At 44.5% G+C, this 24123-nt stretch carries 18 protein-coding genes; 9 read left to right on the forward strand and 9 right to left on the reverse strand.

The features are described from left to right. Nucleotides 1-50 precede the first annotated feature (50 nt). The 9 genes from BDD43_RS21375 to BDD43_RS21415 form a co-directional block, all read right to left on the reverse strand. A complete protein-coding gene (locus BDD43_RS21375) occupies nucleotides 51-668 on the reverse strand; it encodes a ParA family protein (protein WP_121199615.1) in 618 nt (205 codons plus the stop codon). A 21-nt stretch (nucleotides 669-689) separates the two neighbouring features. Next, nucleotides 690-1007, reverse strand: a complete 318-nt coding sequence (locus BDD43_RS21380; protein WP_121199617.1) for a hypothetical protein — start codon at nucleotides 1005-1007, stop codon at nucleotides 690-692. Nucleotides 1008-1058: 51 nt separating this feature from the next. Further along, a complete protein-coding gene (locus tag BDD43_RS21385; RefSeq protein ID WP_246001708.1) occupies nucleotides 1059-1376 on the reverse strand; it encodes a helix-turn-helix domain-containing protein in 318 nt (105 codons plus the stop codon). 225 nt (nucleotides 1377-1601) lie between these two features. Then, the gene (locus BDD43_RS21390; protein ID WP_121199619.1) at nucleotides 1602-1991 is read right to left on the reverse strand and encodes a helix-turn-helix domain-containing protein; all 390 of its coding nucleotides are present in this window, start codon (nucleotides 1989-1991) and stop codon (nucleotides 1602-1604) included. A 65-nt stretch (nucleotides 1992-2056) separates the two neighbouring features. Next, entirely contained in the window at nucleotides 2057-2359 is a 303-nt protein-coding gene (locus BDD43_RS21395; RefSeq protein WP_121199621.1) for a helix-turn-helix domain-containing protein, read from the reverse strand. After that, complete coding sequence (locus BDD43_RS21400) at nucleotides 2328-2639, reverse strand: type II toxin-antitoxin system RelE/ParE family toxin (protein WP_246001710.1); 312 nt, start codon at nucleotides 2637-2639, stop codon at nucleotides 2328-2330. The genes BDD43_RS21395 and BDD43_RS21400 overlap by 32 nt, the downstream gene beginning before the upstream one ends. Before the next feature lie 76 nt (nucleotides 2640-2715). Continuing rightward, on the reverse strand, nucleotides 2716-3081 hold the full coding sequence (locus tag BDD43_RS21405; protein WP_121199625.1) for an ORF6N domain-containing protein: 366 nt from the start codon (nucleotides 3079-3081) through the stop codon (nucleotides 2716-2718). An 83-nt stretch (nucleotides 3082-3164) separates the two neighbouring features. Continuing rightward, nucleotides 3165-4148, reverse strand: coding sequence for a virulence protein RhuM/Fic/DOC family protein (gene rhuM, locus BDD43_RS21410; protein WP_121199627.1), 984 nt, complete (start codon nucleotides 4146-4148; stop codon nucleotides 3165-3167). Between the two features lie 142 nt (nucleotides 4149-4290). After that, complete coding sequence (locus BDD43_RS21415; protein ID WP_121199629.1) at nucleotides 4291-5544, reverse strand: site-specific integrase; 1254 nt, start codon at nucleotides 5542-5544, stop codon at nucleotides 4291-4293. 484 nt (nucleotides 5545-6028) lie between these two features. Here BDD43_RS21415 and BDD43_RS21420 point away from each other — a divergent pair, with 484 nt between their 5' ends. The 9 genes from BDD43_RS21420 to BDD43_RS21460 all read left to right on the forward strand — a co-directional run bounded on the left by BDD43_RS21420 (nucleotide 6029) and on the right by BDD43_RS21460 (nucleotide 23892). After that, complete coding sequence (locus tag BDD43_RS21420; RefSeq protein WP_121199631.1) at nucleotides 6029-7297, forward strand: site-specific integrase; 1269 nt, start codon at nucleotides 6029-6031, stop codon at nucleotides 7295-7297. 633 nt (nucleotides 7298-7930) lie between these two features. Next, nucleotides 7931-11938, forward strand: a complete 4008-nt coding sequence (locus BDD43_RS21425; RefSeq protein ID WP_147425704.1) for a DUF5977 domain-containing protein — start codon at nucleotides 7931-7933, stop codon at nucleotides 11936-11938. A gap of 79 nt (nucleotides 11939-12017) precedes the next feature. Further along, nucleotides 12018-12389 carry a hypothetical protein gene (locus BDD43_RS21430; RefSeq protein WP_147425705.1) on the forward strand — a complete coding sequence of 124 codons (372 nt, stop codon included), beginning with the start codon at nucleotides 12018-12020 and terminating at the stop codon, nucleotides 12387-12389. A gap of 36 nt (nucleotides 12390-12425) precedes the next feature. Continuing rightward, nucleotides 12426-17669: a DUF6443 domain-containing protein gene (locus tag BDD43_RS21435; RefSeq protein ID WP_121199636.1), complete on the forward strand. Its 5244-nt coding sequence runs from the start codon at nucleotides 12426-12428 to the stop codon at nucleotides 17667-17669. A 9-nt stretch (nucleotides 17670-17678) separates the two neighbouring features. After that, nucleotides 17679-18107 (forward strand): DUF4265 domain-containing protein, encoded by a 429-nt coding sequence (locus BDD43_RS21440; protein WP_121199638.1) that lies wholly within the window; start codon nucleotides 17679-17681, stop codon nucleotides 18105-18107. Nucleotides 18108-18289: 182 nt separating this feature from the next. Continuing rightward, complete coding sequence (locus BDD43_RS21445; RefSeq protein WP_121199640.1) at nucleotides 18290-21388, forward strand: DUF6443 domain-containing protein; 3099 nt, start codon at nucleotides 18290-18292, stop codon at nucleotides 21386-21388. A 5-nt stretch (nucleotides 21389-21393) separates the two neighbouring features. Further along, nucleotides 21394-21954 (forward strand): hypothetical protein, encoded by a 561-nt coding sequence (locus BDD43_RS21450; RefSeq protein WP_121199642.1) that lies wholly within the window; start codon nucleotides 21394-21396, stop codon nucleotides 21952-21954. A 118-nt stretch (nucleotides 21955-22072) separates the two neighbouring features. Then, nucleotides 22073-23404, forward strand: a complete 1332-nt coding sequence (locus BDD43_RS21455; RefSeq protein WP_121199644.1) for an RHS repeat domain-containing protein — start codon at nucleotides 22073-22075, stop codon at nucleotides 23402-23404. An 8-nt stretch (nucleotides 23405-23412) separates the two neighbouring features. Next, nucleotides 23413-23892 (forward strand): pentapeptide repeat-containing protein, encoded by a 480-nt coding sequence (locus BDD43_RS21460; RefSeq protein ID WP_121199646.1) that lies wholly within the window; start codon nucleotides 23413-23415, stop codon nucleotides 23890-23892. The last annotated feature ends 231 nt before the right edge of the window (nucleotides 23893-24123 follow it).

Raw genomic sequence — 24123 nt, forward strand, 5'->3', positions numbered from 1 at the left:
ATGTATTTTGCGATGATGCTAGCTTACTACAGAAATAAAAAGCTATCATGCTACATTGCTATTTCGGTACTGATTTGTTCGACAACTTCCTCTGCCAACATCATGAGTTCCTCTTTGGCTTTGGGGTCGTTGCCTTTTAAAATCCCTGCGGTCATAGACGACCGTGCGATACTCACCCGGTCATGCACCCTTGTTTTTAATAATGGCGTATCCATGCTTTGTAATAACTCCGCTACGTCTTTGGTAATCCCCGATCTTGGTTTAACCATATTCAATACAATACCTGCTTTAATGTGCGGAGTTTTCCGTTGCGCTTCCTTGATCAGCGCCAACGTGGAACGAATGGCCATGACATCGAAGAACCCGGCTTTAGTCGGTATCAGGATAAAATCCGAGTGCTGAAATAATTCCGGCAGTTTGCCGGACAGATACGGCGGCGTATCGACGATGATAAGGTCATAGGCCAGTTTTTCGATATCCGCTAATTGATCAGCGCCGATAACGGCCAGTTCAGGAAAATCCTCACGGATATGGTACAAAATGCCCTGCAAATCGGTGTCTACAAGGGCGACTGATAATTGATCCTGGAAACATAGCGCCAGGTTGATCGCTAAAGTGCTTTTGCCTACGCCACCTTTCTGGTGGGCTATGGTGATGATCTTTGCCATAATTTTTGATATTTTTATAGTTTACTGGTATGATAGCAGCGCATTTTCCCGCTGCCGTTTTCTGAGCTTTTGTTCCTGCTCATAATTGAAGATCCATTCTCCGGCTAACAGCTTCCAGTTACGGTAGGGCGTGCCTTTGGAACTACTCCAGTTGGCTTTTTCGTAGAAGCTATAAAATACACTCGCCTGCGTGGCAAGTCCTTTCTGGTCAAAATAGATTTCCACCAATATCTTTTGCGGCGGCATCTCGGTGCCGAATCCTTTTTGCAAAATGTGTTCGGGTTTCCTGCGCTCCGCAGGCACCCGCCTGGCTTTACGTTTGGGTGTTTGGAATAACATAAGAGTAAAATAGTGGCCGGACGCTGGCAGGAAGGCCCGGCCGGTTAAACATCAGGCGCTTTTGTTGGCGGACATCATGAAAGTGATGTCGTCGTAATCATAGTAGATAGAGCCTCCGATCTTGGTAAAAGGCAGAACCCCGCTATCTCTTAATGATTGCAAAAAGCCGTGTGAGATACCCAGCAGCTTTTTAACTTCGGCCGATTTAAGCCATTTTTTTCCGGGCACCCCGCTGGCGCATTCTTTAACGATACGTTTAACTTCCTGAAGTATATCGTTTTTGAAATCCTCCAGGTCACCCAGGGTTAATATCTGGTTCCGCGTCGGAACCATCCCCATTCTTGATCTCTGTTCAGTTGCTTTGTCCATAACTTTGAATTTTAAGGACTTCAAAATTCGGAAGCAGAAAAATCAGAAAATGACAACTTTGGAAAGGGTGGCGTCATTTTTAGGTAGAAAAGGAACGGAATAGACTAAAACGGACCGAAAACAAAAAATCGAATCACCGATTGGGATTTTAATCCTGTTATGCTATAATGATAGTTTGCTATAATACTAGCTTAATGGCACTTTGAGCTCAAAATGCTCCTGGTGTTATTTTTGAATCAACGGATAAGGTATGTTAAATGCCTCCTGCCGGACTTTAAAGTGCTCGGCCAATTTACGGATGACTTCTTTGGATAAGCCTTTTTTATAATTCAAAATATCAGAAACATACCCCTTGCTCACACCAAGTAATTTTACAATGTGTTGTGATTTTAAATGATGATCAGTCATAAAAGAACGAAGCAATTTAATAGGGTCGCTATCAGCCGAGGTATGGTGGGATGCGTCATACGTTTCGATCAGCAGGGTTAACAGATCGATCTCATCCTGAATGTCTGAAGAGACCTTATTATCTACCAGTTGTTCTAATAACTTGCAATAGGCATCATATTGATCTTTGCCTTTAATGACCTTATACTTCAAACCGGACGTTTTCATGATTGGCCAAAAATACAAAAAGTTCACATTTTGTGAACTTTTTGTACCGCATTAACTGGTATATATTACCACTGCACCGATATTTGCAAATGGCCGTTCAGTCCATTCTCTATGATATTCCGAAGCGAGGAGATTCGGACGTCTTTCAGGTTATTTTCCACTTTGGAAATATAAGCTTTGGTCGTACCACATTTTTCAGCCAATGCTTCTTGAGTCATGCCTTTTGACAGCCGGGCTTCTTTTAACATTGCCCCGATAATAAATGCTTCTGCATCCCTTTCAAATTGATCACGGGTAGGGGTACCTACGGGACCATATTCTTTTTCTATCACCTCATCAGAGGAGATGAGATTTTTGTTCTTGCTCATATTCTTTTTTTATAGTTAAAGCTTTAGTTATTTCATCTGCCGATGTTTTTTGAGTTTTTTTCTGAAACCCATTGAACAGGACCACCAACGTACCCTCGTCAAAACAGCAAAATATCCGGAAGATATCACTACTATGTTGTACTCTTATTTCATAAAGACCATTCGTTCCCTCTAAATGTTTAAGATAAGTCGAAGGGACTTTTTGGATATTTTCAATTAGTTTGATCGTCCAATAAATTTTGGCTTTCACTTTGGGTTTTTGCGCTGTTATAAAATCCAACGCGTACCGCTTTATAATATTTTACTTTTCGAACTTGCATACAAGTTTACATAAAGTTGCCCAATTGGGCAACTTGTTACATTATATTTTTATAAGAAAAAAGTTGTTCAATGATCAGCACACTTACCTGAGCTGCACGCGGGCCTTTCAAGACACTGGATAACATAAATAGTCCTCCATTTGTAAATGCCAATGGAGGGAGTTTCTTCAGCTCGGAAAGGCCAGGAGATATTTGTTCAGCAACCTGTTGCCATTCTTCCGGTGTCAGCCAAAACATGAAGTCGGGCGGGAAGCGTTTCGAGTACTTGGTAACCGCTTTATGCAGTACCGAAATTTTTACTTCATACAATGCAGCTGCATCGAAATCAAATACTACCGTTTGGTTACGAACTTTGAAAACTTTGCCGGTTAATAATTCTATCAATTTATCTGGAGTTGCCATGATTGAAATTTTATATTTTTATTATGAATGATTCCGCTCCGGGCACTGCCGGGCTTTTTATGATCTTTTGAGCGTTGCCCACATTAGTTATTGGCGTTGATCAGGTTTACTACGACCTTTACCATGATATCCTTTTCATCCGGTTTACTCTCTGCGATCATCAATGTTAAGGCCACCAGCGCATTATTTTCGATACGCTTCGATCCATTAGGACGATAGAGGTGGCGGTTCTTTTCAAGGAACCAGACAAAAAGGTAAGCGGCTATGCGCTTGTTGCCATCTGAAAAGGAATGATTTTTCACAACGAAATACAAAAGGTTAGCCGCTTTCTCCTCTATTGTCGGATAGAACTCTACTCCGCTGAATGATTGGTATATGGTACCTATCGAACCTTTGAACGAATCGTCTTTTTCATTAGCAAACAAACTACTGGCACCAAAAACGATTTTTAAATCATTGATGGCCTGCATAGCTTCTTCATAGGTTGCAACAAAAAGCTGATGGTCATCAGTACCTTCGAGCACAAGTTCCTGATGGTCATACTTATCAAGTATTTCAAGTGCGTAACTATAATCCGTCACTACTTTTAACAAGCCGGTAGCTTCATCAGATGTCAATTCTTTATTTTTAAGCACGTTGCCTAATAGATTTACGGCTTGCTTTAAAGAATTGAATTGCTCGGACTGCTCTTTTAATTTCCGCTCGTTTAGGGTATATCCCTTAATCAAATAATCTTTTAGTATCTGGTTAGCCCAAATACGAAACTGTGTTCCTCTTTTGGAATTCACACGGTAACCGACTGAGATTACAGCGTCAAGATTGAAATACTCAACGAGATAAGTTTTCCCGTCACTGGCAGTTGTTGCATTTTTTGCAACAACTGAATCCCGTACTAATTCGCCTTCCTTAAAAATGTTACTAAGGTGTCTTGATATGACGGATTTATCTCTTTCAAAAAGATTGGTCAATTGGTGAAGAGATAACCATAAGGTGTCGTTTTCAAGCATGACGTCTACAGTTAGACTGCCGTCAACTGCTTGATATATGATAATTTGATCTTGATTCATGATGTTTGTTTTTTATTGTTATCGATTTTGAAATCACTGGTAAATTTGCCCCGTTACTATTTTTCAAATGCGCAAAAGCCTTTTGCAGAATTGCGTTAAATGGCCAAATACTTTACCTGGCCTTTTTTACAGTATTTGAAGATTATTTGTGGGACGTAGGTCGTTTAGGCCCGGGCTCCAGCTTTTCCCGGAGTACGCTCATATCATCACCGATCTTTTTGAGGAGTACTCTGGCATAGATCTGTGTGGTAGCGATCTTGGTGTGTCCCATCATCTTGCTCACCGTTTCAATAGGAACGTTGTTGGACAAGGTGACCGTGGTTGCGAATGTGTGACGCGCAACACCGAAGGTGAGCACCTTCTTGATGCCATTCATGAAACCGATCTCTTTCAGGTAACTGTTCACTTTTTGATTGGAAAGATTGGGGAAGAGCGTACCGGTGATCTCCGCACGGCCCGAACGGAGGTAACGCTCCAGCATTTGCTGTGCGACAGGAAGTATGGGGATATTAGTCGGCTCGTTGCTTTTCTGGCGGAATAGCTTGATCCACTGGGCACCATCTTCGCCGGCCGTGATATTGGACTCTTTCAGATTCATCAGGTCTACATAGGAGAGCCCGGTATAGCAACTGAATACAAAAAGGTCCCGTACGATGTTCAGCCGGTCTACTGCAAAATCCTTTCCCTGAATGGAATTAAGTTCTTTTTGATTGAGAAAAGCGGTTTCCACCTTTTTGTAGCGGAATTTGTAATTCTTGAATGGATCACGTGATAACCAGGTAAGTTTCAGCGCCAGGGTCGTCATTTTACGCAGACGGATGAGGTGTTTCATCACGCCGTTATTGTTCATCGGCCTTTGGTGGTCTTTGGGCTTATGGTTCCGGAGATAGGTCTCAAAATCAATAATGAACTTGTAGTCAATATCATTGATCCTGATATCGGTTGTATGGCGTTTTTCCTTCAGGAATTTCTCCAGGTACCGGCGGGTAACGGCATAATGTTTCAGCGTACTCCAGGTGAGGGCAGCAGCGGCCGTCTCATAATGATAGTCCATCAGTTTACTGAGCGAATAGGTTTCTTCAATTTCTTCTCCCAAGAACATGGATTTTAGTAATTGCGGCGTTACTTCTTTACCTGCGATCTGTAATTGCTGATAATAAGTGGTGATCGTAAATTTGACCTGCTCCAGGTAAGCATTGGTTTCTTTGGCTTCGGGAACTTTGATCTTCAGGCCGCCCCGTCCTTTGTCCCAGTTGTCCACTTTGACGTAGTGCTTTAGCGCAAAATGGATCCGCTCTTTGTTGACCGTTACGGATACGTAAACGTTGGTCACGCCATCCTTTGCCTTTTCTTTTTTGATGGTGAAATGCACACCAAATGACTGCGATGTTTTCATCTTTTTACAGTTTTTAAGTGAATAAATGATTAATTACCGCCTGAAACCGTCATTTTTCAGGGCGCAGAAAGGGCGCAGGAAAGATTTGAATAGCAGTCTTTTTAAGTCTTTTTTGATCTATGTTTCAAGACTTAAATAGCTGTTTAACAGTCCATTAACCCATAAATGCGCCTAAAATTAAAATTTAATTTCAGGGTGCCGGATTGGTGTTTTACCATGTGCATTCGTAAGGACTGAAAAGGATTCGAATAAAATAGAAAACCCTCTAAATCAGCGATTTAGAGGGTTTTTAGATTGGCAAAAAAGCCATTTTGTGCGCCCACCTGGGCTCGAACCAGGGACCAAAAGATTATGAGGCCAGTTTTTAGTGGTTTAATATGGTTCAATATGAACTTAAACATCTGATTATCAATTATTTTTAAAACAGATAAATTTGGTTCGAAACAGGTAAAACCGTATATTGTCGTACCTATTTCGTACCAATATGTCGGTGATTAAAGTCGTTTTAAGAAAAAAACCAAAGGCGGACGGAACCCTGCCTTTAGCGATACGCCTCTACAAAGATGGCAAAGAAAATTATATCTATCTCGGGTATTACCTATCCAGCGAGTTCTGGGATGCCGAGAAACAGCGCGTTAAAAAATCCCACCCCAATTCTGCGCGGATGAACAATCTAATTGCTAAAAAATTGTCGGAGGCAATGGACAAAACATTAGAATTGGAAGCTGCCCGCGAACATGTTTCATCAATGGCCATGAAGCAGAAAGTAAGGCCCAAAGGGGGCAAGAATTTTTTTACGCAAGCTGACCTTTATATCCAAACGTTGAAAGAGGCCGGAAAATACAATCGTTACAACAGTGATAAATCGAAGATCGCTTGTTTCAAAGCCTTTTGCGGAACGTCCGATATCGCATTCTCGGATATTACCGTGCCTTTACTGGAAAAGTTTAAACATTACTGCCTTACAGAAAGGAAAGTATGCGAACGCACGGCCATCAATCATTGGGTGGTTGTCCGCACTGTTTTTAGCCAGGCGATCAAAAGCGAAATTGCCGATATACGGCACTACCCTTTTGGCCGGGGGAAAATTGTCATTAAATTCCCCGAAACGAAAAAAGTGGGGATTTCTGCCGAGGATGTACAAAAGCTCGAACGCATAGACCTCCCCTATCCTATTCAAAACCATGTACGTAACCTTTGGTTATTTGCTTTTTATTTTGGCGGCATGCGGGGCGCGGACGTTCTTCGTTTGCGCTGGTCGGATTTTAAGGATGGCCGCCTATACTACACGATGGGTAAAAACCTTAAACCCGTTTCATTAAAAGTGCCTGAAAAAGCAGTGGCTATTTTGAAGATGTATAAACCTGACCAACGTAGTGAGGACGATCTTGTATTTCCCGAATTAAAAGTTTTTGACAACCTGGACGATAATTTCAAAGTTCAAAAACAGATTGCCCTAAGCCTTTGCCGTCTCGATAAGATACTCACCGACAAAGTAGCGGCAAAAGCAAAAATCAATGGCCGGATTACGATGCATATTGCCCGGCATACCTTTGGAAGAATCGCAGGGGACACGATTGCATTAACCACTGCCCAAAAATTATTCCGACATTCCGACATTTCCACAACGATGGGGTACATGAACAATTTTATCCATAAAGATGAAGACGATGCCTTAGATAGGGTTATCAATTTCAAGGGTGTAAATGATAACAAAACAACCGGGCGGGGGCGAAAAGCAAAGGTTGTATAGGCGGTGTTGCGGATTTTGTTGCGGCGCTCAATCCGCTAGAAACTGAGCGGTTACCAGTCGAATTTCATTCACGAAGAAGCCGATAATGCTTTGGATGCAGTAGTTGGGTTTTAAAAATCCGGTTTATTGGTGCATAAGCAGGCATCTAAAAGAAGATGTGGTATCCGTTTTGTATTCAAATACCAGTCTTTAAGCTTGGTTGTATTAGCATTCAGATAAAAAATTAGTTTATTTAATATTCCCTTATGAAAATATTTTAACGATTAGTTACAGGAAATCATAAGTCGATCATTATTGAAAAATAGTGCAATTAATCATTCAAAATATTTTTTTATTTATCAATAATTGCTAATATTTACCTATTAAACTATTGATGTTAAAACGATGCTTTTCCCCGAAGCGGGTGTTTTAATATTTAACATGAGTTATTTACCGGTGCTTTGCTCCGGTAAGTTTTAATATTTAAATCAAAATAAAATTTCCTGCAAAGCCATTTTCAAAAACACCAATTTGAAAGTTATTAAATAGCTATCATGAAAAAAAATGACCTTTCTCTATGGGCCTTCAATACAAAAAAGTAATAGTTCCGTCACAGCAATCAACCTAAATACCTAAAAAATCACTATCTTCTTTATGTCAAAGAAAGGAATACTTCTATCTGTTGCTTTGTTTATTGGGGCGTTATGTGCCCGGGCGCAGGATCAGTCTATCAATTCACCATTGCTAACCACCGTTTTGCCTCCCGCGCCGAACGCCTATGAGATCACCAAATACAGCGCACTCCCGGTAAATCTCTCGACGGGATCGGTCTCGGCGAATATCCCGCTCGGCCAGGTCAGTTCGGGAAAGGTACGGGTTCCCATTTCGCTCGCCTACAACTCCGGAAGCGGGGTAAAAGTTAACCAGATCGCATCCCGTTCGGGTATGAGCTGGGTTTTAAACGCCGGCGGAGTTATTACGAGGTCAATGTATGACAAACCGGATGAGAGTTATCCCTACGTGCATCCACCAGCCGACTCTACTTCGAGTTCCTACCCATATGAATATTACGACTATTATAAGAGCGTGGCTGGGGAACTGGGCGATTCTCAATCTGACATCTTCAACTTCGACTTCAATGGCTATTCGGGAAGGTTCATCCTGAACCCGGCGAACAAAACACAGATAGTAATGGTTTCGGCAAGCACGCTGAAGATAGAAACCAATTTTCATGGTGAGTTCAGCGGTGACTGGACGTTCCGGGTGACCGACCCGACCGGAACGAAATACCTCTTCGGTGGCACGGGAGCCACGGAACAATCCAAAACCGTTCCCGAAGGCTCCTGCGGTAAAACTTTCGCCAGTTACGTTCCGAACGCCTGGTATTTAAAAAGCATACAGCATTATACGGGTGAGTATATCTGGCTTACTTATGCGCCATGTACCTTTGACTATCTTGCCGATGAGTCGGAAAGCATGGTCCGTACGCCGTTGCACCCAGGATTAGGAAATAACACTTGTGCCTTCACTGACCCCATCAGAACCGAATACCAGTTATGCCCCAGCGACCTGCGAAGCAATGGGGTAATCCTCAAGTCCATCAACTCCCGGTTCCAAAGTGTAAAGTTCAATTACAGTACCAGGCTGGATGTTGTGGGCGATTCGCTATTGACCGGTGTTGATTTTTATAGCCGCGATCTTATAGATACCACGCAGGTTACGCTTAAAAGCAGTTTCGGCATGAATTACGTGTACTCCAATAATGCATTTTATTACAATCCAAACGGCACCTCCACTCCACTCACCCACAGGCCCTTCCTTGTGCAGGTGCAACGCACGGGAACAGGTTTGCAGGCTGAAACGCATAAGATGGCCTATTACGATATCAATGGCCTGCCTTCGCGGCTTTCGTTCGCTCAGGATTACTGGGGCTATGCCAACGGTGCCAACAATACCCACCTGATCCCTCAGAGTACCGACCCCGACGAAGTGCTCAAGTTCCCGGTCGATATGGCCAACCGCGAGCCGAACGCGTCATTTGTCTATTCCGGGCTGCTCAGTAAGATCACCTACCCGACAGCGGGAACAGACAGCATCATTTACGAACCCCATACGGTGTACGACACCCGTTCTGTATATCCTCAACCTACCACCGTGGACAGGACGGTAACCGGTACCGGGATACATGATGAGGTTGCGGATACCTACAACTTCACCGTTGGACCCTCGCAGGTTGCCAGCATCCATGCCTGGTGCACCTACAGTGGCACAGGCGTTAATGACTTTATACACCAGCACATGTTCGTCGAGGTATTTTCCAGCGGAGATTTGTATAATCCGCTCTGGAGCGATATACTTAATATCGACAGCACCTACTACAAATCGATGCCATTGAGCTCCGGCGGTAGCTACGTCCTCAGGATCAGGGCTGATGGACAGGCTGCTGTGGCGCATGCCACCATGACCTGGACAGCGCAGGGAAACAGTGTCACGGGCAACTTCGAGACCGGAGGATTAAGGGTTTCCAAGACCGTGACCACGCCGCTTACGGGTAGCGTAACGACTAAGAAGTACGTCTATGCCGCATTGGAAACGCAAGGCATCTCTTCGGGCCTGCTGAGGGCAAGGCCCCATCCGCAGGATTATTATTCTTACGTCTACACGTCGCGACAGTGTGATGCTGGGACGTTCGTTTGGTACTTTTACAACGGCAGCAGTTCATCGCTGGTCCCCTACGAGTATGCTGCCGGCAGCCACATCTATTATTATAAAGTTATTGAGCTCAAAGGAGAGCACTGGGAGAACGGTGGCATAGAACACCGGTACCTGATTGACGCTGAAACTGCACCCTTAGTAGTACGGAACGGTACGCAACCACCCCTGTTCGGAGGTGCATCCTTAGCAATTCAGGGAACATTGATACCTGGGGTTCCAATCAGCAATTCAGGCTTTACACGTGGGCTGGAGGACATGAGCCGTACCTTCTTTACCACGGGCGGAACACCCGGAGCTTATACCTTCAAAGTCGTCAGCAGTACTGGTACTCACTATAAAACGGATAATACCTATTACAAGGTATTCGCCAATTATGTCGTGCGGCAGAATTGGATGCCGTACGCCATTCCTGATCCACCCGATAATCGCGTGTTCGCTTCTTATGATGAAGCGAGGTACAACATTGTGTGCCAATGGATATACGCGGATACGACGGTCACCACCAACTATGATCTTGCAGGTAACAACCCGGTTGTTACAAGCCAGTATGATACCTATGCGGACCAGACTCACCAGCAACTGACCCAGCGCAAAACGATCAGCAGTGATGGATCGGTCAAAACCGTATTGTACAAATACCCGCACGATATGGTGCTGGGCGGTACCACGGTACCTTATCAGGCCATGATCGACAATAACCTGATTACCCATCCCATAGAGCAATTGTATTACAAAGATGGCTTACTCAAACAAGGTTTAAAAACAAACTACGGCAGTTTTGGGAACAACATTTATGAACCTGACAGCATTGAGACTAAAACCGGGACGGGAAATTACGAGTCGCGCATTCGCTTATATAGTTACAATACCAATGGCGGCTTGCTCGCTCAATCCAAAACACATGGTTCAAAAACAAGTTACCTTTGGGGGTACGGCAATTTGTTACCGGTTGCAGAAATAAAAACCGCGAACGAAAACGAAATATTTTACGAAGGCTTTGAGTATACTTCGGGCGCAAGTACCGCTTACAGTCATACCGGCAGCAGGAGTAATCATGGTGCGCTAACGATAAATTTCAGCCCTCCGGCGGGTAAAAACTATGTAATCAGTTGGTTCCAGAAGAACGGCAGCATATGGGACTACCACAAGGAAGCTTATACCGGAAGCAAGGCATTTTCGGCATCAGATTACATCGACGATATTTGCGTTTATCCGGAACGGGCACAAATGTCAGTTTACGCTTACGACCCTTATATTGGTCAAACGGCCGGGATAGATGCCAGAGGCTCAACAACATCTTATGAGTACGATAACTACCAAAGATTAACCAATGTACGGGATTTAACGGGCAATATTCTTAAAAGCTATCAGTACCATTTTAACAGCAGTCCGCCGGCAACTGTTTATTACAATAATGCACAAACCCAATCTTACCGCAAAAATTGCCCCGGCGGTTTTGGAAGTTTGGTAAGCTATACCGTCTACGCGGGTACATACAGTTCTATCACCAGCCAGGCTGATGCAGACGCCCAGGCAATAGCCGAAATGAACATTGCCGGACAAGCAAATGCCAATAATAACGGCCAATGCTTTACCGGTACCCGGCATTTTAGTTATGAAAACGACTGCAATATAGCGGGCGGTTCAAGCACGCCATCCGGTGGTATCACTTCCCTGAAATTTAAGGATGCTTCGGGCAACGTACTCTATACTTTTACCGAAAGCCAACTGATGGTCGGAATAGATGTCCCGGTAGGCCTGTATAACCTGGAGCTGCAAACTTACGGGTCAACCTATAACCTGACCACTCACCTGGGCTGGTCAATACTATCCATTAATAATTTTATCGTTAACAATACCAATGCTGCCGGAAATATATACACCATCAGCAATGCCGATTTAACAACGGCAGGTTCATGGGCAATAACAGTAGGTAGCGCACTTTAAAAACGGGAAAATGAAAAGGAAACAGCCGGATAATAAAACACATCAATTACCCTTACCAGGGACAATAAACCGCCATCATATGAAAAAGATATTCACGATATTAAGCCTCATTCTGTTGATTTCAGTAAGAGGTTACAGCCAACAAATAGACACGACCAAACATAAAGAAAGCGACCATCACCGGATGACCCGGTTCATCAGCCAGCGCCTGAACTTGGACTCGGTTAAAGCGGCGCAGATTGTGGCGATCCAGGACAGCTACAAAGCGGGTATGAAACAGGTGATTAGCAACGGAAGCCTGACTGAAACGCAGAAACACCGGGCGATAGATTCGCTGGTTATTAAAAAGAACAACAGCCTTTCGGCGATCCTGACCCCGGAACAGCAGGAAAAGATCATTCCTTCTACCGAGCGTCAAAAAAAAGGATTGCAAGGCAATCAGAAACCCTAAGCACCCAGTCATAAAACCTTCACAATAACAATCTTGATGAAAAGGATCATTACACTAACGGCCTTCGTGTTATTAGGTATGCGGGCGCTTACGGCCTCGGCGCAGGACGGTTTACATATTTCTACCGCCCTCGATGCAGGCACTTTCGCCTGCGGTTCGGGAAGCTTCTCGGATTTAAACAATACAAATTATGCCGTTGAAAGCTATAACAATGCTTACAAGGTTATCTGGCATAAGTTTACTTTGACACAAACGGCCAACGTAACTGTATCGTTATGCGGATCGGGCTGGGATACCTACCTGTACCTGGTTAATCAATCCGGCAGCGTTGTTGACGCTAACGACGACAATTATACTGCTTGCAGCAGTGCATCCTCGTTTATCAGTGAGACAAACCTTTCAGCCGGAACCTATTACATCGCAACCGGCGGTTACGGATCCAATACAGGTAATGTTTCCCTGGAACTGGACGTAACAGGCACAGGCAGCGCAGGCCCCGGTTCAGGAACCGCCAATGCGATCTCAGCCGGTACTTTTACATCGGCAGGAGGTGTCTATACCGATACAAGGAGTAATAACGACCCCTGCCTGGGTAATTTTGTAGGCCAGCCGAGCAATGATATTTTTTACAGGTTAACGCTAAGCAGTGCAGCAACGGTCAATATCAGCACCTGCGGCAGCGGTATAGATACCTATCTGCACCTGATAAACGCCGCCACCAATACCGAGATCGCAGCGGATGATGACGGCGGTTGTGGCAACTTCACCTCGGCTATCACGGCACCACTTGGGGCGGGTACCTATTATGTGGTGAGCGAGGGCTATAGTACTGCCCAGGGTTCAATTACCACGACAATCACGGTGGGTGCTGGTTTACAAGCCCCCTGCATCACTTATACCACGCCCGAAACCTTTTATACCGGGACAGCCATCACAGCACTGGTACCGGCTAACGCCTGCGGGGCGGTAAGCGTTGGTGGTACTTCTACTTTTTCTACCGGCTATAGCCAGCCGCTGGGTGCAGCAATAGACGCTACAGGGAATGTTTATGTGGCTGATGCAGGAAATCACCAGATTTATAAAATAACGCCTGCGGGCACAAAAACACTGCTGGCGGGAAGCGGTTATACAGGCTTTACTAACGGGAACGGCAGTGCCGCATCTTTCTATCACCCGGTAGGGATGGCCGTTGATGCCTCGGGCAATGTGTATGTGGCCGACGAAGACAATCATGCGATCCGCAAGATCGACCCGTCGGGAAATGTGACCACTTTTGCCGGAACAGGCTCCCAGGGTAGCACTAACGGTTACCGTACCTATTCAAGCTTTTACTACCCCTGCGGTGTTGCTGTAGACGCTTCGGGAAATGTTTATGTAGCGGATACCTATAACAACCTCATCCGTAAGATAGACGCTGTTTCGGGCAACGTAACCACACTGGCAGGTACGGGCACGGCAGGATGGCTGGACGGCAGCGGAAGTACAGCTAAATTCAGCCAGCCGTTCAGTATCGTGGTTGATGCATCGGGTAACCTTTTTGTAACCGACAGGAGTAACCATCGGATCCGGAAGATTACACCCACGGGTGTGGTGAGTACAGTAGCAGGCAGCGGCACGGCAGCTTTTGCCGACGGCAGCGGAACGGCGGCGAGTTTCAACGCCCCTACAGGGCTGACGCTCGACCAGGCCGGTAACCTGTACGTGACGGACGAGAATAACCAGCGGGTGCGTAAGATTGATGGATCGGGCAATGTCAGCACTTTTTCAGGGAGCGGCAGTATCGGATCGGCCAACGGGGCCGCTAACGCATCCAGCTTTTACAATCCCTTCGGTATAGCGGCAGATAAGACTGCCGGATATTTATACGTGGATGATGATAGCAATGCACAGGTGCGTAAGCTCAATTATCTCGGTTATACCATTACGCCTGCCTTACCGGCGGGGCTGAACTTTGATAGCACGACCGGAACAATCAGCGGAACACCAACCGCAGCATCCACGGCAACTACCTATACCATCACGGCCAATAACAATATCGGCAGCAGCACGACCACCCTGAGCATAACGGTATCAGCCACCGGCTGCTCTTCCATGGCAGCAGTGCCCAGCAGCGATCAGAATTATGTTGCGACTTATACGCCACGAAAAGAACTCCTTAACATAACGGACCTGTCGGTTAATGCATGCGATGTAATGCAAACCGTTCAATACCTCGATGGCCTGGGCAGATCTTTACAAACGGTACAGGTTAAAGGTAGCCCTGGCCGCAACGATATGGTTCAGCCCACTGTGTATGACAGGTTTGACAGGGAAGTAAGCAAATATCTGCCTTATACCACAACATCCGGCATGCCGGGCAGCTACAAGCCGGATGCGTTAACGGGTGCTCAGAATAGTTTTTACCAGCCTCATACAGGTCAGGACTTTAACCCGATCAGTATACCATCGGCAGGTACGGCATTCGAGCCGTCGCCATTGAACAGGGTATTGGAGCAGGGCGCACCGGGAACGGACTGGCAGCTTGGCGCGCATACCAATAAAACAGACTATGGCACGAATGATGCCACTTCCCTAACCACCGGTACGGGGTATTGGGCAAAACTATTCGGCGTGAGTATTGATGCGGTAACGGGAGCCAGGACGCTTACAGACCAGGGAGTTTACGGAACAAACCAACTCCACGTAACCGTGACCAAAGATGAGAACTGGACAAGCGGAAAAGATCATACCACTGAAGAATACAAAGATAAGGACGGGCATGTTGTTTTGAAGCGCACTTTTAACGGAACCGATATATTAAGTACCTACTATGTTTATGATGATTTCGAGAATCTTTGCTTTGTACTGACACCCAAAGCCGAAGCTGATAATATCAGCGCAAGCAACCCGATAGGCCAGACTACTCTGGATAATCTTTGTTACCAGTATCAATACGACGAAAGGAACAGGGAGGTAGCCAAGAAGATACCGGGATCTGGGTGGGAGTATACGGTTTACAATATCCTGGATCAGGAGGTTGCCACCCAGGATGCCAATCAACGCGCACAAAATCAGTGGATCATCACCAAATATGATGAATTGGGAAGAGTGGTTATTACCGGGATATGGAACAATGGCAATACGGCTATTAGCCCAGCAGGTTTGAAAACACTGGTATATGCGCAAGCCGTCCAATGGGAAGTTAAGGATAATGCACAAACCAATGGGTACACTTTAACAAACACGTATCCCAATAGCCTGAATACCATATTATCGGTGAACTACTATGATGACTATAACATCACCGGGCTGCCTTACGACCACCATACCGAAAATAGCACCATGACCAATGGATTGCAAACGGCAACCAAAGTGAATGTATTGGGCACGGGCGACATGTTATGGACGGTGCATTATTATGACGATAAAGGAAGGATGACCCATACCTATGCGCAGCATTATTTAGGTGGAAGCGCTAACTTAAGCAACAACAATTACGATCATATTAGTAATACTTATGATTTCTCCAACGAGGTTACCAGTACGACGAGGCAACATTATAAAAATAGCAGCGGAGCGGCGGGCCTTGCCGTAACGGTAATAGACAGCATGGTTTACGATCATATGGGGCGTAAGCTGCAAAGCTGGTCTAAGATCAATAATGGCGCGAATATATTACTGAGCCAAACAGATTATAACGAACTCAGTCAGTCTAAAACCAAGCACCTGCACAGTGAGAATAGCGGGTCAAGTTATCTGCAAAATATAGCCTATACTTATAACGAACGCGGCTGGATGACCGGCGCAAACAGCACGAAGTTTACGTTGAACCTGGCTTATAACACCAACATCAGCACAGGAGCAGCGCCGCAGTTTAACGGCAATATCGCCGAGATGTATACCACATCCGACAATACATCTGCCAACAGTAAAATGAAGTACAGCTATGATGCCTTAAACCGCCTGATCGCGGCAGATCATTCGAATAATATGCTGACTGAAAATGGCATAACCTACGATAAGATGGGCAATATCATGACCCTCAACCGTACGGAGGCAAGTTTAGCGGCGTTAAGTTATAATTATAACGGCAATCAACTAACTACCGTTTGGAAAGGCGGAGCCACGTTTAGAACTTATACTTACGATGGCAACGGTAATGCGACCACCGACGGAGGTACCAAAAGCATCAATTACAATATGCTTAACTTACCTGCAAGCGTAACGCAGGGCGGTAGTACTTTAGCCACTTACACCTACGAAGCATCAGGCACTAAAATCAGGAACACGGGCAGTGATGGCACGTGGGATTATGTTAGCGGCATCGTGTACAAAACTCCTTTGGCTGGCACAACTCCTGCAATAGCCTTCATACAAACAGAAGAAGGCAGGGCGATACCCGACGGCACTGATTACAGCTATCAATACAACTTAAAGGACCATTTAGGTAATGACCGGGTAAGTTTGGACAAGAACGGCGTTTTGCAGGAGGATGAATATTATGCATTCGGCTTGCGGAATCCAAAGTACGATAATTCTAATAACAATCGTTATCTTTACAATGGAAAGGAGATACAAACCGATTTAGTTAACCAATACGATTATGGCGCGCGGTTTTATGATCCGGTTATTGCGAGGTGGACGAGTATTGATGAAAAAGCGGAAGAACCTACTCAAATTGATAAATCACCATACGCTTATGCCAAGGACAATTCAATTAGATACAATGATCCAGATGGAAAATGTGCAGGATGCATATTTGAACTCGCACTAGCTACAGCAGGCGGAGAAGAAGCGGCGACTGTGGGTATAGGAACCCCAGTAGCGGTGGCAACCGTCGTTGTAGGCGGTTTGGTGGCTCTTGGAGATTTGGTATATGAGCATTTCCATAAAAATACTCCTTCTCCTTCTCCAGTTCATACAACTACCGCTCAAGTTCATCAAGCACCTACTATAGTTCAAGGAAGAAAACCTGCAGCACCAGGAAGTCGGCCTGGTAAAGAGTTCACTACTAGAGGAAAAAAAGAAGTTATTAATAAAAACAAAGCGAAGAATAATGGAAAGACTATTTGTGAGCATTGTGGAGTAGAAACAACAAAACCGGAAAAATCACAAAAAGGCGTGACACCACCAACAACTGAAACAAATGTTGATCATATTGATGCACAATCTAATGGCGGTAGTGGTACAGAGGAAAATGGACAAGTATTATGCAGGGGATGTAACTTAGATAAAAGCAATAAACCTAATACACCTCCGCAACAATCTCCACCGCCCCAGTCCCCACCGCCAACACAATAAGAATCAATTATGGAAAAAATATTTTTTGAATACACAGATTTAGAAGACCAATATGCTATTGAGAGTGCATGGGCAGATAAGAAAGGAGAGTACTATGTATTACGCAACATTCTTTTTTATGCGAGGGGCTATTCGTGGGGTGATACTGTAAGTGTCGAAAATAGGAATGGAGAGTTATATGTTGTAGATCTTATTGAAGAGTCGGGCCACACAACCATAAGGGTGATATTTTACGATGTTGAAATTGCGAAAGATACGGCGGAGCAATTAATCACTATGGGATGCAGTTACGAAGGAAGTAACATTGCAACATTGATATCAGTTGATGTTCCTCAAGATGTAGATTATAGGCCTATCAAATTGTTTCTTGATGAGGGTGAGATGAATGAGGTTTGGAGCTATGAAGAGGCTTGTTTGGCTCATGAATTAGATACATAACTAAACTAAGGAGGGTGTAAAATAAACTGTGTCAAAGTGTAATTAATTACCTTTAACATAGTTTAGAATGAAACAAGAAGAATCGCTCGAGTACGAGCAAATAAAGAAGAAAGCCCCGATGCTGCCGCAAGTGATTGGCTGCCGCCAGCGTCCCCGCTGGTGGTTAATATTATGCATGTAGTTTGCAACTACACGTTCAATACTTTAATGGCCTGGGCAGATCTTTACAAACGGTACAGGTGAAAGGCAGCCCTGGCCGAAACGATATGGTTCAGTCCACTGTGTATGACAGGTTTGACAGGGAAGTAAGCAAATATCTGCCTTATACCACAACATCCGGCATGCCGGGCAGCTACAAGCCGGATGCGTTAACGGGTGCTCAGAATAGTTTTTACCAGCCTCATACAGGTCAGGACTTTAACCCGATCAGTATACCATCGGCAGGTACGGCATTCGAGCCGTCGCCATTGAACAGGGTATTGGAGCAGGGCGCACCGGGAACGGACTGGCAGCTTGGCGCGCATACCAATAAAACAGACTATGGCACGAATGATGCCACTTCCCTAACCACCGGTACGGGGTATTGGGCAAAACTATTCCGCGTGAGTATTGATGCGGTAACGGGAGCCAGGACGCTTACAGACCAGGGGGTTTACGGAACGAACCAACTCCACGTAACCGTGACCAAAGATGAGAACTGGACAAGCGGAAAAGATCATACCACTGAAGAATACAAAGATAAGGACGGGCATGTTGTTTTGAAGCGCACTTTTAACGGAACCGATATATTAAGTACCTACTATGTTTATGATGATTTCGAGAATCTTTGCTTTGTACTGACACCCAAAGCCGAAGCTGATAATATCAGCGCAAGCAACCCGATAGGCCAGACTACTCTGGATAATCTTTGTTACCAGTATCAATACGACGAAAGGAACAGGGAGGTAGCCAAGAAGATACCGGGATCTGGGTGGGAGTATACGGTTTACAATATCCTGGATCAGGAGGTTGCCACCCAGGATGCCAATCAACGCGCACAAAATCAGTGGATCATCACCAAATATGATGAATTGGGAAGAGCTGTAATCACCGGGATATGGAACAATGGCAATACGGCTATTAGCCCAGCAGGTTTGAAAACACTGGTATATGCGCAAGCCGTCCAATGGGAAGTTAAGGATAATGCACAAACCAATGGGTACACTTTAACAAACACGTATCCCAATAGCCTGAATACCATATTATCGGTGAACTACTATGATGACTATAACATCACCGGGCTGCCTTACGACCACCATACCGAAAATAGCACCATGACCAATGGATTGCAAACGGCAACAAAAGTGAATGTATTGGGCACGGGCGACATGTTATGGACGGTGCATTATTATGACGATAAAGGAAGGATGACCCATACCTATGCGCAGCATTATTTAGGTGGAAGCGCTAACTTAAGCAACAACAATTACGATCATATTAGTAATACTTATGATTTCTCCAACGAGGTTACCAGTACGACGAGGCAACATTATAAAAATAGCAGCGGAGCGGCGGGCCTTGCCGTAACGGTAATAGACAGCATGGTTTACGATCATATGGGGCGTAAGCTGCAAAGCTGGTCTAAGATCAATAATGGCGCGAATATATTACTGAGCCAAACAGATTATAACGAACTCAGTCAGTCTAAAACCAAGCACCTGCACAGTGAGAATAGCGGGTCAAGTTATCTGCAAAATATAGCCTATACTTATAACGAACGCGGCTGGATGACCGGCGCAAACAGCACGAAGTTTACGTTGAACCTGGCTTATAACACCAACATCAGCACGGGAGCCGCGCCGCAGTTTAACGGCAATATCGCCGAGATGTATACCACATCCGACAATACCGCTGCCAACAGCAAGATGAAGTACAGCTACGATGCCTTAAACCGCCTGATCGCGGCGGATCATTCGAATGGCCTGCTGACAGAGAACGGCATTACGTACGATAAGATGGGCAATATCATGACCCTCAACCGTACGGAGGCAAGTTTAGCGGCATTAAGTTATAATTATAACGGCAATCAACTAACTACCGTTTGGAAAGGCGGAGCCACGTTTAGAACTTATACTTACGATGGCAACGGTAATGCGACCACCGACGGAGGAACCAAAAGCATCAATTACAATATGCTTAACTTACCTGCAAGCGTAACGCAGGGCGGTAGTACTTTAGCCACTTACACCTACGAAGCATCAGGCACTAAAATCAGGAACACGGGCAGTGATGGCACGTGGGATTATGTAAGCGGGATTGTTTATAAAACGCCTTTGGGCGGGACAACCCCTGCCATAGCCTTTATACAAACAGAGGAAGGAAGGGCCATCCCTAATGGGAATGACTACAGCTATCAGTACAACCTAAAAGATCATTTAGGTAATGACCGGGTAAGTTTGGACAAGAACGGCGTTTTGCAGGAGGATGAATATTATGCATTCGGCTTGCGGAATCCAAAGTACGATAATTCTAATAACAATCGTTATCTTTACAATGGAAAGGAGATACAGACAGATTTAACTAACCAATACGATTATGGCGCGCGATTCTATGATCCAGTAATAGGTAGGTGGACTAGCATTGACCCATTGGTTGAAGATGGGCAGGAAACGGCTACACCGTATGGTTATGTTTATGACGATCCTATAAAATTGACCGACCCTGATGGAAGAGCACCTGAAGGTTGTTGTAAAGTAATTGTGGGAGCAACTGCCGGTGGAGCCGCAGGAGGTATTCTGACTGGTTCTTTAGTTGCGGGTGGGGCTACTTTCGCTGGACTTTCATCAACAGGAATTGGTCTTCCAGCGGGTGTTGTAGTGGGTGGAGGAATAATTATAGGAGGGCTAATAGGAGCTGGAACGGTTTGGCTTTACGAAAAAGCAACTTCTCATAATTCTGAAAGCGCAGAACCATCACCGCAAACTGCAGCACCTGAAAAAGACAAAAGTCCACCCAATCCTAATGGAGCTAAAGGTAAAGCAGACCATCAAGAGAAAGTCGGACAACTTGCAGATAAGGCTAGAGCAGAAGCGAAGCCAGGAGAAAAAGTATTAACAGAAAAGAAAATTCAAGTGCCTGGTTCTAACAGAAGACCAGATGTTCAAGTTGTAGATAAGGATGGTAAAACAGTTAAAGTTCATGAGGCTGAAAGGAAACCGAATAGTTCTAGAAATAAGAAACGCGAAGCAGAATATGATAAATTAAAAGTTGATCATGAAACCCACCCGGTTGGAGGCAAATAAAATATATGGCAGAGATGAATTTTTTCTTTAATTTAAAAGAACGTGAAGGTTTTATAAATTATTGTTTCGATAACGATTGTGTCATTATACCAGATTCTAATTATGAAGATAATTCATATTATCTAATTAAAAACATAAATCAATATCATGGTTATATGAAGGAATGTGTTGGGTTTTTTATCGTTAGCGATAAATACAAACAATTTCCATTAGAAATGAGATCCTTTGAAAAGGATGGTAAGTTAAACTATTATATTCGGCAAAGATATGGAGGTCCTTCAGTGGATTTTTATACGCCAATATTTGCAGAAATGGAGTCTAATAAAATTGGACCTGGTTTGATAAGTATCTATCCATTTTACTATCACTATAATGAAAAAATTATTCCGGGAAATGAATTAAAGCAAACCTATAACTTATTAATTTCTTATATCCGTAAAAAATCAACCAAAGTTAAGATAGGAAAAAAAAACTATTGGATCGGTATTAATACGATAGAACAAGTTAAAGCAGGTATCCTTGAGTTTGTAGAAATGGATGGTTTCGATTGGGCTACAATATTATAAGCATCTAACAAGACACTGAAACAAAGCCCCGTGCTGCCGCAAGTGATTGGCTGCCGCCAGCGTCCCCGCTGGTGGTTAATATGCCCTGCTGACCGAAAATAGCATTACGTACGATAAGATGGGCAATATCATGACCCTCAACCGTACGGAGGCAAGTTTAGCGGCGTTAAGTTATAATTATAACGGCAATCAACTAACCACCGTTTCGAAAGGCGGAACCACTTTTAGAACCTATACTTACGATGGCAACGGGAATGCGACGACGGATGGAGGCACCAAAAGCATCAATTACAATATGCTCAACTTACCTGCGACTGTAACGCAGAGCGGAACTACTTTAGCCACTTACACTTACGAAGCATCTGGTACCAAGATCAGGAACACGGGAAGTGATGGCACTTGGGATTATGTAAGCGGCATCGTGTACAAAACTCCTTTGGCTGGCACAACTCCTGCAATAGCCTTCATACAAACAGAAGAAGGCAGGGCCATCCCCAACGGGAATGACTACAGCTATCAATACAACTTAAAAGACCATTTAGGTAATGACCGGGTGAGTTTGGACAAGAACGGTGTTTTGCAGGAAGATGAATATTATGCATTCGGCCTTCGGAATCCGAAGTATGATAACTCCAACAACAATCGTTATCTTTACAATGGAAAGGAGATACAGACAGATTTAGTTAGCCAATACGATTATGGCGCGCGGTTTTATGATCCGGTGATTGCACGATGGACTACGAGTGATCCGTTGGCTGAGAAAGGCAGAAGATGGTCACCATATGGTTACGCGTTTGATAATCCAATGAGGTTTACCGATCCAGATGGAATGTGGCCGGATTGGGGTGATGTTAAAAATTTTGCGAAGGGTTTTGTTTCTGGCGTAGTTGGGATGGCGGAGAGCGCTCGACCTGAAAACATGATTATTTCAAATGTCAAGCTGGTAAAAAACGTAGTGACAAGCTTGATACATAAAGATGTGTCGGGTGCTGCGATGCATTTGGCGAACGTAACAGGGGTGCCAGCTATAGTAAAAACAACAGTAGCCGCCTCTAAAGGTAACGCGAATGCAATGGGACAACTCGCCGCAGTTATTGCTGTTGGGGTTGTAGCACATAACACAGGTGGTAGTGGTGCAAAGCCACCTACACCTGTTACGGCGGAAACTATTAGTAAAGCACTCGAAGGATCTACTATGAAAACAACTCAAGGAGTCGTGTCATTGCCAGTTATTCAGAGATTTGTAAATATGCTCGAAGCAGGTAGTACACCACCCGCTATTAAGGTCGCTGATGGTGTTATAATCGAAGGTAACCATCGATATGTGGCAGGCAGAGTCTTTGGCCAAGAACCAGCTACGGTGCCAGGTAATCTGTCGCCAAGTCAGGCACCACTTGTTAAACCAGTTCAAGAAACAGTTGTTGACCCTGTAGATCACGGAAATCATTAAGACATAAAATGAAAATAATATTTGAAACGGATGAGGTTTTAGAAATCCCATTCGATAACTTAATTGCAGCGAACCTGGATGGATTAAGCTTACATAGAGCCATTTTGGAAACTATGAATATGAGCGCTACAACCTTTTTAAATGCAGATCTTAGAGGAGCGTTCATGGCAAACTCTAATTTGACAAGCTGTAATCTTTCAGGGGCCAGCTTAATAAACGCATACTTGATGAACGCCGTTTTAAACAGGGCAGATTTGAAGAATTGTAGAGCTATTGGATGCAATTTTACAGGAGCTGATTTAAGCGAAGCAAATTTAACAGACGCCGACGTATATGCGGCTGATTTTAGTAGGTGCAATTTACAGGGTGCAGTTATATTAGCTAAACGCATCGAAGCAGCCACTTTTAAAAATGCTACTTACGATAAACAGACTAAATGGCCTTTAAATTTTGACCCATCTACAGCAGGCTGTTTAATGGTTATTTAATTAATTAGGATAATGTATTTAGTTCGCAGTGTATTTTAAAGTCCAATCCCGATGCTTCCGCAAGTGATTGGCTGCCGCCAGCGTCCACGGCTGGTGGTTAATAGGCAAAGTGCAGTCAACAGTTGTCCGTAGCCTTTAACTACAGATCCTTGCGCAATACATGTTTTATAATAAGTTTGACAAGTTGGTAATGACCCAGGATGCACTTGTTCTCCGACGGTACATCGTTTG

The organism is Mucilaginibacter gracilis (genome assembly GCF_003633615.1).
Classification (GTDB): domain Bacteria; phylum Bacteroidota; class Bacteroidia; order Sphingobacteriales; family Sphingobacteriaceae; genus Mucilaginibacter; species Mucilaginibacter gracilis.

Coding starts and splice junctions, on each gene's coding strand:
- BDD43_RS21415 (WP_121199629.1), bottom strand. CDS start 5,544: ATGAAAACATCGCAGTCATTTGGTGTGCATTTCACCATCAAAAAAGAA.
- BDD43_RS21455 (WP_121199644.1), top strand. CDS start 22,073: ATGGGCAATATCATGACCCTCAACCGTACGGAGGCAAGTTTAGCGGCG.
- BDD43_RS21375 (WP_121199615.1), bottom strand. CDS start 668: ATGGCAAAGATCATCACCATAGCCCACCAGAAAGGTGGCGTAGGCAAA.
- BDD43_RS21420 (WP_121199631.1), top strand. CDS start 6,029: ATGTCGGTGATTAAAGTCGTTTTAAGAAAAAAACCAAAGGCGGACGGA.
- BDD43_RS21425 (WP_147425704.1), top strand. CDS start 7,931: ATGTCAAAGAAAGGAATACTTCTATCTGTTGCTTTGTTTATTGGGGCG.
- rhuM (WP_121199627.1), bottom strand. CDS start 4,148: ATGAATCAAGATCAAATTATCATATATCAAGCAGTTGACGGCAGTCTA.
- BDD43_RS21385 (WP_246001708.1), bottom strand. CDS start 1,376: ATGGACAAAGCAACTGAACAGAGATCAAGAATGGGGATGGTTCCGACG.
- BDD43_RS21435 (WP_121199636.1), top strand. CDS start 12,426: ATGAAAAGGATCATTACACTAACGGCCTTCGTGTTATTAGGTATGCGG.
- BDD43_RS21450 (WP_121199642.1), top strand. CDS start 21,394: ATGGCAGAGATGAATTTTTTCTTTAATTTAAAAGAACGTGAAGGTTTT.
- BDD43_RS21405 (WP_121199625.1), bottom strand. CDS start 3,081: ATGGCAACTCCAGATAAATTGATAGAATTATTAACCGGCAAAGTTTTC.
- BDD43_RS21460 (WP_121199646.1), top strand. CDS start 23,413: ATGAAAATAATATTTGAAACGGATGAGGTTTTAGAAATCCCATTCGAT.
- BDD43_RS21430 (WP_147425705.1), top strand. CDS start 12,018: ATGAAAAAGATATTCACGATATTAAGCCTCATTCTGTTGATTTCAGTA.
- BDD43_RS21390 (WP_121199619.1), bottom strand. CDS start 1,991: ATGAAAACGTCCGGTTTGAAGTATAAGGTCATTAAAGGCAAAGATCAA.
- BDD43_RS21395 (WP_121199621.1), bottom strand. CDS start 2,359: ATGAGCAAGAACAAAAATCTCATCTCCTCTGATGAGGTGATAGAAAAA.
- BDD43_RS21440 (WP_121199638.1), top strand. CDS start 17,679: ATGGAAAAAATATTTTTTGAATACACAGATTTAGAAGACCAATATGCT.
- BDD43_RS21380 (WP_121199617.1), bottom strand. CDS start 1,007: ATGTTATTCCAAACACCCAAACGTAAAGCCAGGCGGGTGCCTGCGGAG.